The sequence below is a fragment of the Orenia metallireducens genome (assembly GCF_001693735.1).
Lineage (GTDB): Bacteria > Bacillota > Halanaerobiia > Halobacteroidales > Halobacteroidaceae > Orenia > Orenia metallireducens.
Genome location: NZ_LWDV01000009.1, coordinates 129,287 through 144,065, shown reverse-complemented (window position 1 = coordinate 144,065; position 14,779 = coordinate 129,287). Strand labels below are relative to the sequence as shown.

At 34.8% G+C, this 14,779-nt stretch carries 16 protein-coding genes; all 16 read right to left on the bottom strand.

From position 1 onward, the window contains the following. Positions 1-6: 6 nt before the first annotated feature. The 16 genes from U472_RS08595 to fabK all read right to left on the bottom strand — a co-directional run bounded on the left by U472_RS08595 (position 7) and on the right by fabK (position 14,774). Entirely contained in the window at positions 7-1,095 is a 1,089-nt protein-coding gene (locus U472_RS08595) for a prephenate dehydrogenase (RefSeq protein WP_068717514.1), read from the bottom strand. Between the two features lie 11 nt (positions 1,096-1,106). Beyond that, positions 1,107-2,123, bottom strand: a complete 1,017-nt coding sequence (gene aroF / locus U472_RS08590; RefSeq protein ID WP_068717513.1) for a 3-deoxy-7-phosphoheptulonate synthase — start codon at positions 2,121-2,123, stop codon at positions 1,107-1,109. Between the two features lie 110 nt (positions 2,124-2,233). Then, a complete protein-coding gene (hisC, locus tag U472_RS08585) occupies positions 2,234-3,328 on the bottom strand; it encodes a histidinol-phosphate transaminase (protein ID WP_068717510.1) in 1,095 nt (364 codons plus the stop codon). Between the two features lies 1 nt (position 3,329). Then, positions 3,330-3,701 (bottom strand): chorismate mutase, encoded by a 372-nt coding sequence (aroH, locus tag U472_RS08580; protein WP_068717509.1) that lies wholly within the window; start codon positions 3,699-3,701, stop codon positions 3,330-3,332. Positions 3,702-3,748: 47 nt separating this feature from the next. Continuing rightward, positions 3,749-4,168 (bottom strand): HutP family protein, encoded by a 420-nt coding sequence (locus tag U472_RS08575; protein ID WP_068717507.1) that lies wholly within the window; start codon positions 4,166-4,168, stop codon positions 3,749-3,751. Between the two features lie 306 nt (positions 4,169-4,474). Further along, entirely contained in the window at positions 4,475-4,981 is a 507-nt protein-coding gene (locus tag U472_RS08570) for a hypothetical protein (protein ID WP_068717505.1), read from the bottom strand. A gap of 123 nt (positions 4,982-5,104) precedes the next feature. After that, the gene (locus U472_RS08565) at positions 5,105-5,566 is read right to left on the bottom strand and encodes a hypothetical protein (protein WP_068717503.1); all 462 of its coding nucleotides are present in this window, start codon (positions 5,564-5,566) and stop codon (positions 5,105-5,107) included. 117 nt (positions 5,567-5,683) lie between these two features. Next, positions 5,684-6,910, bottom strand: a complete 1,227-nt coding sequence (locus U472_RS08560) for a BaiN/RdsA family NAD(P)/FAD-dependent oxidoreductase (RefSeq protein ID WP_068717501.1) — start codon at positions 6,908-6,910, stop codon at positions 5,684-5,686. Between the two features lie 17 nt (positions 6,911-6,927). Beyond that, the gene (locus tag U472_RS08555; protein WP_141677964.1) at positions 6,928-8,190 is read right to left on the bottom strand and encodes a hypothetical protein; all 1,263 of its coding nucleotides are present in this window, start codon (positions 8,188-8,190) and stop codon (positions 6,928-6,930) included. A gap of 124 nt (positions 8,191-8,314) precedes the next feature. Then, complete coding sequence (rnc, locus tag U472_RS08550; RefSeq protein WP_068717497.1) at positions 8,315-9,010, bottom strand: ribonuclease III; 696 nt, start codon at positions 9,008-9,010, stop codon at positions 8,315-8,317. 17 nt (positions 9,011-9,027) lie between these two features. Beyond that, positions 9,028-10,272: a beta-ketoacyl-ACP synthase II gene (gene fabF, locus U472_RS08545; protein ID WP_068717495.1), complete on the bottom strand. Its 1,245-nt coding sequence runs from the start codon at positions 10,270-10,272 to the stop codon at positions 9,028-9,030. Between the two features lies 1 nt (position 10,273). After that, positions 10,274-11,236, bottom strand: a complete 963-nt coding sequence (locus U472_RS08540) for an NAD(P)H-dependent flavin oxidoreductase (RefSeq protein ID WP_068717493.1) — start codon at positions 11,234-11,236, stop codon at positions 10,274-10,276. A 384-nt stretch (positions 11,237-11,620) separates the two neighbouring features. Further along, complete coding sequence (locus U472_RS08535; protein ID WP_068717491.1) at positions 11,621-11,851, bottom strand: acyl carrier protein; 231 nt, start codon at positions 11,849-11,851, stop codon at positions 11,621-11,623. Between the two features lie 209 nt (positions 11,852-12,060). Next, positions 12,061-12,810 (bottom strand): 3-oxoacyl-[acyl-carrier-protein] reductase, encoded by a 750-nt coding sequence (gene fabG / locus U472_RS08530; protein WP_068717489.1) that lies wholly within the window; start codon positions 12,808-12,810, stop codon positions 12,061-12,063. A 67-nt stretch (positions 12,811-12,877) separates the two neighbouring features. Next, the gene (gene fabD, locus U472_RS08525) at positions 12,878-13,795 is read right to left on the bottom strand and encodes an ACP S-malonyltransferase (protein ID WP_068717487.1); all 918 of its coding nucleotides are present in this window, start codon (positions 13,793-13,795) and stop codon (positions 12,878-12,880) included. 34 nt (positions 13,796-13,829) lie between these two features. Continuing rightward, entirely contained in the window at positions 13,830-14,774 is a 945-nt protein-coding gene (fabK, locus tag U472_RS08520; protein ID WP_068717486.1) for an enoyl-[acyl-carrier-protein] reductase FabK, read from the bottom strand. Between the last annotated feature and the right edge of the window lie 5 nt (positions 14,775-14,779).

Below are 14,779 nucleotides of genomic sequence, written 5' to 3'. Positions count from 1 at the left end.
AACCCCCTACTTCTTAATTACTTTGTAATTATTTTCTTTTAATAGTCTGTAGGCTTTTTCCTGTTTTTCTTCTTGACTGAAACTCAATCTAATCGTTCCACCTTCATCTCTAACCTTTAAAACCTCTATGTCCTGGATATTAATCTCTGCATCCCCTAATAATGAGGCAACCCTTCCAATTGCATTGGGTTCATCCTTTAATGTTATAATCAATTCAAAATTACTTGGTAACAAACCTTTTTTCTTCATTGGAAGTCTAATTCTAGCATCCCTTATCTCTGCTAAGGTCTGTTCCAAACTCTCTCGTTCTTCCTTTAGTATTAGCTCTTTAAGAGATGCTAACCTCTCTTCAAATATATTGATCGTCTCTAAGACCATCTCCCGATTATTTAAGAAGATATCTCTCCACATCACAGGATCGCCTGCTGCTATTCTAGTAGTATCTCTAAATCCTCCAGCAATTAAAGAGGTAACCTTATCATCCTCTTGGCTAAATTGCTCAATTACACTCATCAAATTCACTGCTATTAAATGGGGAAGGTGACTAGTTACAGCCACCATCCTGTCATGACTTTCAGGAGAGAGAATCAAGACTTGTGATCCTATTCTCTCTAATATATTTTTAAGCTTTTCTAAGCTATCTTGATCTGTGTTCTTAGTTTCTGTTAAGACATAAATAGCATTCTCAAAGAGATACTTATCTGCCCCACTTGGTCCAGAGGTCTCAGCACCAGTCATAGGATGACCACCAATATAGATATGGTCTCCAACTAAACCTTCTAATTCTCTAACTATAGTAGATTTTGTACTACCTACATCAGTAATAATTGTTTCATTCCTAATGTAAGGTAGTATTTCTACAACTAAATCTTTAATAATACCTACAGGGGTAGCTATTATAATTAAATCTACATCTCTAACCCCTTCCTCTAAGGTAGCAATTCTATCAATTGCACCTATATCTAAAGCCTCTTTTAGATAATCTTGGTTCTTATCAATTCCGATGACCTCTTCAACCTCTTTAATATCACCTAAAGCTAAACCCAAAGAGGAACCAATTAGTCCTACTCCAATAATCGCTACTCGCTTAATCATATTTTATCCCCTTAAAGCTTAGTATTAGTAACTGCTGCTATAGCCTTTAATTCTTCTACCATAGCCTTAAATTTCTCAGGCTTTAATGATTGAGGTCCATCACATAAAGCGTTTTTAGGGTCAGGATGTACTTCAACCATTAGACCATCTGCACCTATTGCTAATGCTGCTTTCGCTAATGGTGATACATATTTCCAGTTTCCTGTTCCATGGCTTGGATCTATAATTACTGGTAAATGGCTTAACTCTCTAATTACAGGAACAATAGCCATATCGACAGTATTTCTAGTTTCAGTAGTAAAGGTTCTAATTCCTCTCTCACATAAGATTACATTATAGTTACCGCCAGCCATAATATATTCAGCAGCCATTAATAGCTCCTTATAAGTAGCAGTCATACCTCTCTTTAATAGTACTGCTTTATCAGTATTACCTACCTCTTTTAATAAAGAGAAATTCTGCATATTACGAGCACCAATCTGTAAGATATCGGCATATTTTGCTACTAACTCTACATCTCTTGTATCCATTACCTCAGTCACTATCTTAAGCCCAGTTCTCTCTCTAGCCTCTGCTAATAACTTTAATCCATCTTCCTTCATACCTTGGAAGCTGTATGGAGAAGTTCTAGGCTTAAAAGCACCACCACGTAAAATCTTAGCTCCACCTTCTTTAACCTGCTGTGCTGCTTCAAATAGCTGCTCCTTACTCTCAATTGCACATGGACCTGCCATAATTGCAAAGTGTCCCCCACCAATCTTTACACCATCTATATCTATTACTGATGGTTCAGGTTTAAAATCTAAACCTGCCAGCTTATAAGGCTTACTAATCTCTACTACTTTCTCTACACCAGGAAAAGCTCCAATAGAGTTAAGCACCTCTTCTCTTCTACCTTCACCTACTACACCAATAATAGTCTGAGTCTTACCACTATCAGGGTGAGCCTCAAATCCTGCTGTTTCAATCTTTTCAATTACATTTTTAATCTCCTCTTGTTTTGCACTACTCTCCATTACGATTACCATTTTTATCTCCTCCTTGTTTTCTACTTACTTCTCTCTTCTCATTTTTCAGAGTGAATATTAGGCTTAAATATAAGTTCAATTTTAAATTTAAACTTAACTTTAATCTCAAATTATGATAATACTTCTTCTAATGCCTTAATCATCTTCTTATTCTCTTCTGGTAAACCAATAGTTACTCTAGCTTCAGTTTCATAGCCATAAGAAGCTAAGCTTCTGATAATAATCCCCTTCTTGAGCATCTTTTGGAATACTTCTTGGTTAGACCTACCTAAATCTATTAGAATAAAGTTGGTCTCAGTTGGAACATATTCTAACCCCAACCTCTCAAACTCTTGGTATAGGTATTCCTTTCCTTGGCGATTATACTCTAGGGATTTTGATACATGATCTTGATCATCTAAACTGGCTTCAGCAGCTACCTGAGCTATAGAATTAATATTAAAAGGCTGTCTTACCCTATCAATATAACTAATTAACTTAGAACTACTAATTCCATAACCTAACCTTAACCCACCTAAACCATAGATTTTAGAGAATGTCCTTAAGATAATCACATTATCATAATCATTTAAATAATTTATAGTTTGAGGATAATCACTATTATCTACATACTCATAATAGGCTTCATCAAAGACTACAATTACATCCTCTGGTACTTTAGCTAAGAAGCCTTCAACCTCTCTTCTTCCAACTATAGTTCCTGTTGGATTGTTAGGATTACAGATAAATACCATCTTGGTCTTATCAGTTACCGCTGCTAGCATAGCCTCTAAATCATGAGTATTATTCTTTAGAGGAACCTCAATAATCTTTCCACCCATAATCTTAGTAGCAAATTCATACTCACTAAAAGTAATATCAGCCATTACTACTTCATCATCAGGCTTGATAAAAGCCTGAGCCAATAATACCAGTAATTCATCAGATCCATTACCAAAGATTAATTGGGAAGCTTCAATCCCTAAGCTCTTGCTTAGCTTCTCTCTTAAATTATGTACATTTCCATCAGGATAGATATTCACCTTTGTAATTGCTTCTTTCATCTTATCAATTGCCATTGGTGACGGTCCTAAAGGGTTCTCATTTGAAGCTAATTTAATCACTTCCTTAAGCCCTAATTCTCGTTTAACCTCATCTATTGGCTTTCCAGGAACGTATGGTTTAATGTCCATAATCTCTTTTCTTACTACTATTTTATCTACCATTCTAAACTCCCTCTTTCTCTACTAAGTCTGGTCTTAACCTCTTAGCTTCTCTTAGGTAAATATGTTTAATCTGATCTTGCTCCTTATCAGTATTATAATGAATCAATATCCTAATACATCTACTTAAAGAACCCTCAATATCCAATTCCTTTACACAAAATAAAGGAACATTAGTCCAACCTAACTCTCTTGCAGCTACTGCTGGAAATGCCTGATCTAAATCAGAGGTCATCGAAAAGAAAATTGAAGCAATCCTATCTTCAATTATTCCATTCTCTTCAGTAACCTTCTCTAGTAGTTCCTTAGTAGCAACTAATATCTCCTCTGTATCATTACTCTCTACTGTAATAGCTCCTCTGATTCCCCTAATCACAATCTCACCTCCAACTTACACTAATCTATAATTTAAATTTTTTATTATCAAGTTACTGCTCTATGTCCTAATCCTATTGCCATCTCATTTAAGTGTAATAAACCAATAGCAAAGAAGACAGCTACACTGATATGATCTCCCTCTCTAGCCACTCCAATCTTACCCCCTACATTAAAACCAATTGCTTTAGGATTTATCTGAATCAAGGCTTCTCTGGTAGCACCTGCTACTGCCCCCTGCTCGGTATGAGTCTCTTTAATAACACCTTCTCTCTTAGCAGCTACAATTGCTCTTTCAATCATAGTCTTAACTGATGAATTAAAATTTCCGCCAAAATCAACTGCCGCCACCTTCATATCTTGTCCTTTATAATCTGCCTTTAAAATATTTTCTTCATCCCTATCACTTAATGCCATCTTAATCGCTGCTGTTGCCACCTTCTTACTTGTTTCTTCGTTATTTCCCATATTTATCACCTCTATAAAGAAATTATATATTCCCTGTCATAAAATATTATCTGTTATCTTAGAAATTTTATAACCCTAGATATTAAAAAGCACCCCATACAAATAGGGGTACTTATAGTTATTCTAAGATTACACACTACCTCACCTACTGTACTACTCTCACTAAATTATTCAGTTATTATCATAGCTATAAATTGCTTATCACAGTAATAAAAACTACTATCCTACTACCTACCGTTATACTATACTACTTTATTACTGTTGTACAACATCTTAACATAACTTTTATTTTAAAGCAAGCTAAATTTAGAATTTATTTAAATTTTCTACCTTTCCTAGAGTCTTAAGCTCGTCTTTAACCCAAAACTGTTGACCTATCTTAAAGCTCTCAACCCCATTAGATATACCAGTTACTTCAAACCACAGACCAGCACCTATACCGCGAGTATCGATGGTTAGATAATCCCCTGCTTCTATATTAACTTTAATATACCCTCTACCAAAATCTCCAATCACTTGTCCGTTTATAATAACTTTAGCATCAGGATAAGATGCTTTATTCTGTAATGAAATAACAACATAATCCTTCTGATTTACTGTAGAGAATACTGCTTGAGCCTTCTCCTTAAAATCTTCTCTTTGTCCAAAAGCTAAAATATGCTCAATCTTTGGTATTTTAGCTATTAAACTATCCTTAAAGTTAGGATTAGTTAAAATCATCTGTACCCCTACCAATATGACAAATCCAATAATTATTGTAGTCAATACCAACCTCTCAACAAAACTTTTAAAGTTATTAAAGCGCCTTGGCATAATTCCCCTCCTAAACATACTTTATAGTATAATAATATGTTTAAGAAGATAAGATATAACCAGTATATTACAAATTAAAATTTAAATAAACACTAAACTGAATATAGTTAAATCAATTTATAGCTAACTTAAATTTTTAACTTTAGTACCTAACTCTTCTTCTTTGATACACCTAGATATCATTTTCTCCCTATAAAGATTAAAAGTATCTAATGTATTTTTAGCTAAAAATTCATTATCCTTTATTGATTCAGCCAAAAATATAATCTTCTGTGCAACCTTCTCTCTTTCTTCCTTACTTGCTATTTCATACTCATTATATATCAGTTCATTAACATCCTTAAGATCTTCTAATTCATCTATCTTCTTCATCTCTTCTATCTCAGCTTCTTTTTTCTTATTCTCTTCCATCATCTCTTTTACTTTCTTCCTTAACATTCTTATCTCTTCTTCTTTATCTTTTTCATTTTTATTACTGTTTTTAGAAACTGCTTCTTTTATATATATATCTAAGTTTTGTTCTTGGCTGCCCTTTATTCTATTAAATATCTCCAAAGCCGTTGATTCTATCTCTTGCTGCTGCATTATTACTCCCTCCTAATTATATATATATCTTAGTGAATTTTCCATAATATATTTATAATTTATTCTAGAAACAATAAGTATAACCTTTTTTATGTCAAAATTATACTTCAAATATTATTAAATATTATTTCCTACTAAATATCCCATAGAAAAAGCACCTTGTAAGTTAAAGCCTCCTGTATAAGCATCTACATCAATAACCTCTCCAGCAAAATAGAGCCCTTGAACCAACTTAGATTCCATAGTACTTGGATTAATTTCATCAGTAGCAACTCCACCTTTGGTCACAATAGAGAGGTTAAAACCCATAGTTCCTATAATAGTAATTTCCAAGTTGGTCAACAGTTCAACCAATTCTTGTCTTTCCTCTTTAGTAATCTGATTAACTTCTTTGTCTTCAGAAATAGATGATAGATTAATAATTACAGGTATCAGCTTACTTGGTAATAGGTCCCCTAAACTATTCTTAAACTGTTTACGAGAATATTCTTCAAAGTCTCTTTGTAATCTATTATCAAGCTGCTCATAGGACAAAGCTGGTTTCAGATTAATCCTTAACTTAATCTGTGCTTTACCTAAGTAATCCACTACATCACGACTTAGGGTTAAGATAATAGGTCCACTGACTCCAAAATGAGTAAATAGCATCTCACCAAACTCTTCTTTCTTCTTCTTATCATCAATCATTAAAGTTGCGCTAACATTTCTTAAGTTTAACCCTTGTAACTCTTTAACCCACTCCTCTTTAGTTTTTAAAGGAACTAAAGAAGGTTTAACAGACCTTATATTATGTCCTAAATCTTCTGCCATAGTATAACCATCACCAGAAGAACCTGTTGTAGGATAAGATTTTCCCCCAACAGCAATTAGGACATTGGAAGTGTAGTACTCCTTCCCACCAGAGGTTTTAACTCCCTTTACCTCTCTGTTCTCAGCAATTATTTTCTCTACACTAGTCTTCAACTTCACCTCAACTCCTGCATCCTTAATAAACCTTTTAAGAGCTTCAACGACATCTCTTGCAGAATCAGAGACTGGAAAGACTCTATCTCCCCTCTCTACTTTGGTCTTAACACCTAGTTTATTAAAGAAATCTTTTAACTGCCAATTAGAAAAAGTATATAATGCACTATATAAAAACTTTCCATTATCAGGGAAATTTTTAATAATTTCCTCTATCCCACAATCATTAGTTAAATTACATCTACCCTTACCAGTAATCAATATCTTCTTACCCAACTGTTCATTCTTCTCTAATAATAAGACCTCCTTACCACGATTAGCTGCTATACCTGCAGCCATCATCCCTGCTGCACCGCCTCCTACTACAATTAAATCATACATTTACATACTCCTCCTTATTAGTCCTGCTCTTTTTCAAATTTAACCTCATTACCTTTAGAATCTATTTTTAATAAATAACCATCAACCTCTTGACGGTCTTGTATCCACCCCGCCAAGATAAAATCACCATTATCAACCTTACTAATAGAGTTAAATCCACCATCTTGATAAGATGATCTAAAGGACTTTGTCCATTTCTTTTGACCACTTTCATCTATTTTGCTCACATAAGATACATGACGGTAATCACTAGACTCTTCAATAAATATTAGTTTATACCCTACTATTATAAAATAATCATCTTCTGCTTCTGCAATATCCGTAAACAGATAATAATCCTCTTCTTCTTGATTTTGATAAACCTTAGTCCACAATTTATCTCCATTAGAATTCAACTTAACTATATAACCACCATAAGAGTCTGCCTCTTTGCCTCGGACTTGACCTACTAAGATTAATTCCCCTTCTTTATTCTCTATAACAGAGTTAAGGCTACTATTATATCCCTCTTCTCCAATAATCTTAGACCACTGCTGATTACCTACTGAATCCAATTTGATAATATAAGCATTTCTACTATACATGTATCTATCAGTCCCATAATATCCTACTAAAACAATACCACCATCAAGGGCCTCCTTAATAGAGTTAATTCCATCATAATACTCCCCACCAAATTCCTTTATCCACTCTTGTTTACCATCTTTATCTAATTTAACTAAATAAGCCTGCTCATTAAAAGAATCTTCTCCTTGAGCTATTCTAACCTTGCCCCCTATAAGTAAAGACCCATCCCTCAATTCCTTAACTACTTTAAAAGAATCTGCATATTTATCACCAAATTGCATAGACCATTTCTTATTACCTTGCTTGTCTACTTTTAGTATGTAAGCATCTACCTTACTGTTAGCAGATAAAGATTTTTCACCTACTAATATAACTCCACTATCTGATACTTCTTGAATCCCATTAAATTTAATATTTCCTTCTTCACTAAAACTTTTACTCCACCCTTGACTACCATTTAAAGCAACCTTTAGAAGATAAGCACCCTTATTTTGAGTATTAAACCCCTTCTTGCTATAACCAATAATTAGCAAGGATGAATCTTTTAATTGGGTGACAGAAGTAAACCTTTCGACTCTACCATCCTCTCCATAATCTCTTCCACTGACATCATACAGAAATCCTTCAGGAACAACCACAAAAAAGAAGGCTATCAATAATCCTGCTATAGAAGCTATTATAAGCCATTTAAATTGATAAAGATAAAAATTCATATAAGCCCCCCTAGATAATAATATAAAATCTAGCCTTTTAGAAAAAATAGTATAAAAATCTTCTATAATAATGAAACAAGATAACTTATTAATTAAAGAAAAAGTAGCCCCATAGGGAGCTACTTTATACCTTATCAATAGCATCTTTAGCTGCTTTTTGTTCTGCTTCTTTTTTACTACTTCCTGCACCAACACCCAAAACCCGCTCTTCAAGGTTTACTCTAATAGTAAACCTTTTGTTGTGATCTGGACCTTCTTCCTTAACAACTTCATATTCTGGTCTCAAATTAGAGTTCTTCTGAACTAGTTCTTGTAATAAAGTCTTATAATCTTGGATATGCTCTCCCCGTTCTACCCTCTTAATATCAGGGACTAATAAACCCAAAATAAAATCTTTAATAACATCTAAACCTTGATCTAAGTAAATACTACCAACTAAGGCTTCAAAGGCATCAGCTAAGATAGAATCTCTATCTCTACCACCAGTCATCTCTTCTCCTTTTCCTAAGAGTAGATATTTACCTAGATTGATCTCTTTAGCTTTTTCTGCTAATACTGGAGCACTAACAACAACAGATCTAATCTTAGCTAACTCTCCTTCGGGATAATCAGGATACTCTATGAACATATATTCGCTGACAACCAAATCTTGAATTGAATCTCCTAAAAATTCTAATCGTTCATTATCTTTTAATCCTAAATGTCTATTTTCATTAGCATAAGATTTATGGGTAACAGCTCTTTGTAATAATTCTACATCATTAAAAAAGATATTGAGTTGCTGCTGTAATTCTTCTAAACCTTTATTATAACCTGTCATCTTGCCCACATCCTAAATTATTCATTATATTCTTTAAATACAATAGCAGCATTATGACCACCAAAGCCTAAAGAATTAGATAGAGCTACCTTCACTTCACGCTCTCTAGCTTTGTTTGGAACATAATCAAGATCACATTTTGGATCTTCATTTTTGTAATTGATTGTTGGAGGCACTATATTATTCTTAATAGCCAATATTGAAGCAATTGCTTCAATACCTCCAGCAGCTCCTAATAAATGCCCTGTCATTGACTTAGTAGAACTGATAGCTATATTACTAGCATAATCACCAAAGACTTGTTTAATCGCTGCAGTCTCTAATTCATCATTTGGTGGTGTAGAAGTTCCATGGGCATTGATATAATCCATCTCTTCAAGAGAGATTCCCGCTTTATCTATAGCCATTTTCATTGCTTTTGCTGCTCCTATACCTCCTGGTGCTGGAGCTGTAATATGATGGGCATCAGCCGATGCACCATAACCTACCATTTCAGCATAAATTTTAGCCCCTCTTGCTTGTGCACTCTCTAAAGATTCTAAGATTAAGATACCAGAACCTTCTCCCATAACAAAACCATCACGCTCAGCATCAAAAGGACGACTAGCACCTTGTGGATCATCATTATTAGTACTCATAGCCTTCATAGAACAGAATCCAGCAAAGGCTAGTGGAGTTATACACGCTTCAGTTCCTCCTGCAATCATCGCATCAGCATCTCCACGGCGAATAGTCTCGAAAGCATCACCAAGAGAATTGGTTGCACTAGCACATGCTGTTACAACAGAGGTGTTAGGTCCTTTAGCTCCTGTGTAAATTGATACTTGTCCTGCTGCCATATTAGCAATCATCATAGGAATTAAAAAAGGTGTTACTCGATTAGGACCTTTATCTAATAATCTCTTGTGCTGTTCTTCTAGAACTTCAATTCCACCAATTCCAGAACCAATAATAGTTCCTACTCTTTCAGCATTCTCTTCATTAATCTCTAATCCAGCATCTTTGATTGCCATCTGAGCTGCCACAACAGCAAATTGAGTATAACGGTCCATTCTCTTGGCTTCTTTGCGGTCAAGACCATATTTCTCTGCTTTAAAACCTTTAATTTCGCCAGCAATTTGAGTCTTATATTCTTCTGCATCAAAATGGCTAATCTTTGTTATTCCAGATTTACCTTCCACTAAAGCAGTCCAATACTCTTCCAAACCTATTCCTATAGGAGATAAAACTCCCATTCCAGTTACTACAACACGCTTATTCATCTTACTCTTCCCCTCCCAGATACTTTCTTGCTTCATTTACTAAATTATTTATTATCTCTTTTACAGGTAAGACTTTATCAATTAAATGTGCTCTCTCTCCTGCAAAGACCAATCCATGGGTCATATTACCTTCTTGGGCTTTGATTAAAGAATCCATAATACAAAAACTATGAGAGCATTTCTTTAAACATATATAATCACAACTCTTACCAGTATCAACTTCATTATTATTTAATCTATCAAAGAATTCATTCTTTAAGGCTCTACCAGGTAGACCTACTGGACTATTGATTAAAACACTATCCTCTTTACTAGAATTTATGTAGGTCTGTTTAAAGCTATCATCCACCTCACACTCTTCACTTGCTACAAATCTTGATCCCATCTGTACACCACTAGCACCTAACTTTAATACTTCAGCAATATCTTTACCATCAATGATTCCACCTGCTGCAATTACAGGTATTTTAACTGCCTTAACAATCTTTTTAACCAAGGTCTTCATAGGTTGATCTGTACCTAAATGACCTCCTGCCTCTTTACCTTCTACAACAATAGCAGAAGCTCCTAACTTTTCAGAAATTTTAGCTAACTTTACAGAAGAGACAATAGGAACTATCTCTACCCCAGTCTCTTTTCCTACTGTAAACAAGTCTCGAGAGAAACCTGCTCCAGCTACAATCAAATCAATCCCTTCACTAACGGCTGCATCTACCAATTCTTTAAACTCTCTAACGGCAACCATAATATTGACACCTATAATCCCTTTGGACAGCTCCCTAGCTTTACGAATTTCTGCTTTCAACTCATCTACTTTAAGACCTGAACCAGCTATTAAGCCAATCCCACCTTCATTTGCCACAGCAGCTGCCAAAGGAGCAGTAGATACTCTAACAGCCATTCCACCTTGTACAATTGGAACTTTAGCAATTAATTTTCCTATTCTTAAATCAGATAATTTCAAATCGATTCCCCCATCATCATTTATTTGAGCAATCAGTAAGCAATACTAAATCTTCTTAGAGAAGATTTATATCTATATAAAAACATTTAAATTTAGGAATCGCAAAGTATTTATCTCTTAAATTTCAGTTAATTTCATATGTTAAACCTAAGCAACAACCATATTATTACATCTATAATTCTATAGAACTTTCTAGCAACTATGAAATCTTCTGACTTATATAATATCAATCAATTCCTAATATTTTAGCTTTGGTTATTAAAATTAATCTTTAAAATTATTTATCTAGTAATAATTCTATTATCATATGATTTCAAATTAAAAATGAAGTTATTTGATTAAAGCCCCGCTTATAGGAATAAACGGGGACATTAAAAATTAAAATTACAATGCATTTTCAATATAATCTACAGCATCTTGAACTGTTTCAATATCTTCAGCATCTTCATCAGGAATTTCAATATCAAACTCCTCTTCAAAGGCCATAACAACCTCTACGATATCTAAAGAATCAGCTCCTAAATCATCGATAAAAGAAGCCTCTAAAGTTACTTCTTCAGGGTCTACACCTAATTCTGCAACAACAATATCCTTTACTGTCTCAAATATGTTCATACTTTCACCCCCTTTCAATGAAAATTCTATTTAAAAAACGTAATGTAATTTTCATTATTTGGTCATCGAGACCGGCACAATTACAATTCTATTTGCAATGTAGAATTGATAATTGACAGTTAAAGAACTAACTGCAAATTCTGTTAAAATTTCAGATAACAACTTCTCTTCTAACTGTACACTGTCAACTGCTAACTGTCAACTAAAAATTACATTACCATTCCACCATCAACTCTAATAACTTCACCAGTGATATATCTTGCCTCATCACTAGCTAAAAAAGCTACTAAATTAGCAATATCCTCTACTTCACCAAACTCCTTCATTGGAATAGCAGCTATCATCTCTTCTACCACATTTTCAGGTAACTCATCAGTCATAGCTGTCTTAATAAAACCTGGAGCAATGGCATTTACAGTTATCCCTCTTGTAGCCAACTCTTTAGCTACAGATTTAGTAAATCCAATTAAACCAGCTTTAGATGCAGCATAATTTGCTTGACCTGTATTACCTACTAATCCAATTACAGAAGACATGTTAATGATTCTACCACTTTTCTGCTTCATCATCGTTCTAGTTACAGCTTTAGTAGCATTAAAAGCACCCTTAAGGTTAACAGTTAATACTGCATCCCAATCACTTTCCTTCATTCTCATCAATACTGTATCACGGGTAATTCCTGCATTATTGATTAAAATATCAAGGCTACCCAATTCCTTAGTAGTAGCCTTAACCATATCTTTAACTTGATCCATATCTGTTACATCAGCTTCAATAGCAATAGCTTTACCACCCAATGCTTCAATTTCACCTACAGCCTCTTGCGCATTTTCAGCTTCTCCTGCAAAAGGGTAGTTAATGACTATTGTAGCACCCTCTTTAGCTAATTTAAGCGCAATAGCCTTTCCAATTCCTCTAGAACTACCTGTAACAACAGCAACTTTATCCTTTAACCTCATAGTTTCACCCCTTTAACTTCTATTTCAATAATATTTTGCCAAAACATCTATATTTTATAACTTGAGATTATAATTTTTTCAACGTTTTTTCTAAAGATGCTAAATCTTCTACATTTAAAGCAGTTACCTTACGATCAATCCTTCTCATAAACCCTTTTAAGACTCTACCAGGTCCAACTTCAACAAAGGTATCTACACCATCCTCAATCATAGCTTTAACTGATTCTTCCCAACGTACAGAACCACTAATTTGTTTAATTAAAGCTTGAACAAAATCTTCATCTTTAGTAGTGAATTCTGCATTTATATTGGTTACTACTGGAACTTGAGCATCATTAAGGGTAACCTCTGCTAACTCTTTAGATAGTTTTTCACCAGCCGGCTCCATTAAACTAGAATGGAAAGGACCACTTACATTTAGGATAACAGCTTTTTTAGCTCCAGCCTCTTGAGCTAATTTAGTAGCTTGCTCTACTCCTTCTTTCTCTCCAGAGATAACAATCTGCCCTGGACAGTTGTAGTTGGCAGGTTCTACTATACCAGCTGTTGAAGCCTTTTGACAGAGCTCTTCTACTTCTTTAGCATTTAAACCGATAATGGCAGCCATAGTCCCATCAGCCTCTTCCATTAACTGACCACGCTTTCTTACCAATTTTACTGCATCAGTAAAGTCTAATACTCCAGCTGCTACTAAAGCTGAATACTCTCCTAAACTGTGTCCAGCAACTATATCAGGCTCAATTCCCTTCTCTTTTAACACTCTATAGACTGCAATACTAGTAGTTAAGATTGCTGGTTGAGTATTAGAAGTCTTCTGCAAATCTTCTGCTGGTCCCTCAAAACATAATTTAGAAATATCTATATCTAAAGCATTATCTGCTTCTGCAAAGGTCTCTTTGGCTACTGCAAATTCTTCAACTAAATCTGCTCCCATGCCAACTTGTTGAGATCCTTGTCCAGGAAAAATAAAAGCCACTTTACCCATCTTAGTTCCTCCTTTTAAGTTCAGTAAGTAGTAATTAAACTATTAATTTACAATTATCTCTAAGTACCTTCTCTGCACCTTCGATAATATCGGAAATGATATCCTCTGCTGGTTCTACCTTTGATACCATTGCAGCCACTTGACCAGCCATAACAGTTCCTTCATCTACATCTCCATCAACTACTGCCCTTCTCAATCGCCCAATACCCAACTCTTCAATCTCTTCTTTTGGAACTCCTTCTTGCTCCATAGCTTCAATTTGACGAGTTAATTTATTCTTAAGGTTTCTTACTGGATGTCCAGTAGAACGAGCCGTAACTATGGCATCTCTATCCCTTGCTTTTAAGATAGCCTTCTTATAATTCTCATGAACTATACATTCTTCAGCACAGATAAAACGGGTACCAACTTGGGCACCTACAGCTCCCAATGACAATACAGCAGCCAATCCATAGCCATCAGCAACTCCACCTGCTGCAATTACTGGAAGATCAACTGATCTAGCAATCTGAGGAATTAAAGGCATTGTAGTCAATTCACCAATATGTCCCCCTGCTTCACTTCCTTCTGCAATAATAGCATCAACGCCTAACCGTGCCATTCTTTTAGCCAATGCAACTGAAGGAACAACAGGGATTATCTTGGTTCCAGCCTCTTTTAAAGCATCTATATACTTCCCTGGATTCCCAGCCCCTGTAGTTACTACAGGAACCTTTTCTTCAATTACAACATCTATCACTTCATCTACATAAGGAGACAATAACATTACATTAACTCCAAAAGGTTTATCTGTCACCTTTTTAACCTTCTGTATCTCTTCTCTGACAACATCAGCAGGAGCATTTCCTGCTCCTATAATCCCTAAGCCTCCAGCTTGAGAAACTGCTGCTGCCAACTCCCCAGTAGCAATCCAAGCCATTCCACCTTGAATAATCGGATGTTCTATATCTAACAACTTGCATAATTCTGTCTTAATCATTTTAA

Coding starts and splice junctions, on each gene's coding strand:
- fabK (WP_068717486.1), bottom strand. CDS start 14,774: ATGATTAAGACAGAATTATGCAAGTTGTTAGATATAGAACATCCGATT.
- U472_RS08535 (WP_068717491.1), bottom strand. CDS start 11,851: ATGAACATATTTGAGACAGTAAAGGATATTGTTGTTGCAGAATTAGGT.
- fabD (WP_068717487.1), bottom strand. CDS start 13,795: ATGGGTAAAGTGGCTTTTATTTTTCCTGGACAAGGATCTCAACAAGTT.
- U472_RS08570 (WP_068717505.1), bottom strand. CDS start 4,981: ATGCCAAGGCGCTTTAATAACTTTAAAAGTTTTGTTGAGAGGTTGGTA.
- hisC (WP_068717510.1), bottom strand. CDS start 3,328: ATGGTAGATAAAATAGTAGTAAGAAAAGAGATTATGGACATTAAACCA.
- U472_RS08595 (WP_068717514.1), bottom strand. CDS start 1,095: ATGATTAAGCGAGTAGCGATTATTGGAGTAGGACTAATTGGTTCCTCT.
- U472_RS08575 (WP_068717507.1), bottom strand. CDS start 4,168: ATGGGAAATAACGAAGAAACAAGTAAGAAGGTGGCAACAGCAGCGATT.
- rnc (WP_068717497.1), bottom strand. CDS start 9,010: ATGACAGGTTATAATAAAGGTTTAGAAGAATTACAGCAGCAACTCAAT.
- U472_RS08555 (WP_141677964.1), bottom strand. CDS start 8,190: ATGAATTTTTATCTTTATCAATTTAAATGGCTTATAATAGCTTCTATA.
- U472_RS08565 (WP_068717503.1), bottom strand. CDS start 5,566: ATGCAGCAGCAAGAGATAGAATCAACGGCTTTGGAGATATTTAATAGA.
- fabF (WP_068717495.1), bottom strand. CDS start 10,272: ATGAATAAGCGTGTTGTAGTAACTGGAATGGGAGTTTTATCTCCTATA.
- U472_RS08560 (WP_068717501.1), bottom strand. CDS start 6,910: ATGTATGATTTAATTGTAGTAGGAGGCGGTGCAGCAGGGATGATGGCT.
- aroF (WP_068717513.1), bottom strand. CDS start 2,123: ATGGTAATCGTAATGGAGAGTAGTGCAAAACAAGAGGAGATTAAAAAT.
- fabG (WP_068717489.1), bottom strand. CDS start 12,810: ATGAGGTTAAAGGATAAAGTTGCTGTTGTTACAGGTAGTTCTAGAGGA.